This window comes from Vibrio sp. 10N.222.55.C6, assembly GCF_041473395.1.
Lineage (GTDB): Bacteria > Pseudomonadota > Gammaproteobacteria > Enterobacterales > Vibrionaceae > Vibrio > Vibrio crassostreae_C.
Genome location: NZ_JBFRSD010000695.1, coordinates 1 through 597 on the forward strand (window position 1 = coordinate 1; position 597 = coordinate 597).

The 597-nt window shown below is 42.9% G+C and carries 1 protein-coding gene and 1 pseudogene; both read right to left on the reverse strand.

Translation table 11 applies throughout. From position 1 onward, the window contains the following. On the reverse strand, nt 1-367 hold a 367-nt coding region (locus tag AB4486_RS25690; RefSeq protein WP_372119564.1), incomplete at its 3' end, for a TniQ family protein. Between the two features lie 26 nt (nt 368-393). Then, a pseudogene (locus AB4486_RS25695) lies at nt 394-597 on the reverse strand (ATP-binding protein); the annotation flags it as partial.

Consider the following 597-nt stretch of genomic DNA (forward strand, 5'->3'; position numbering starts at 1 on the left):
CATCTTCTTCAGCACAGTTAGGACAGTATTTGATATGTAACCGCTCTTTTTCTCTAAAAGCAGAAATTTGACTCGCTCTAATTAAGCGGCAGGGTGACACATTCATGTCACCTATCACTTTCCTATACTCAGGGAGAAAATGGAAGAATAGCGGCGCAAGAGTTTGGTTTAACCACACATCAGAAGCTGACTGACTCAATGCCTTGCATATCGAACCAAGATTCGCATTCAGGTAAGGATGTACGGATGCTCGGTTATCACCAAATACCTCCTTAAGGTATTGTTCTGTTGTGCTACCGCAAAGCTTAATATGCCTACAAATTCGACTGTGAAAGGATTCATCTGGTAATGGTTGGGGTAGCCTCATTTCCGTGTATCCTTATTCCAATCGCTCTACTTACAAGCAAAACTCTGCAGCGGGTCATCGAGCAAAGCATCATTTCGTCTCAAATATTCAAGCGGATTGTCACTCTTACCTGCGCGTTGAAAAAGATCGGTGTCTTGAATTTTTTCATGAAGATCAACGATACCTAAAATGTCGATTAGCTGCTTAGCAAACTCAGGGTGCTGTGGCTTGGTAATATCACCCGTGCGATC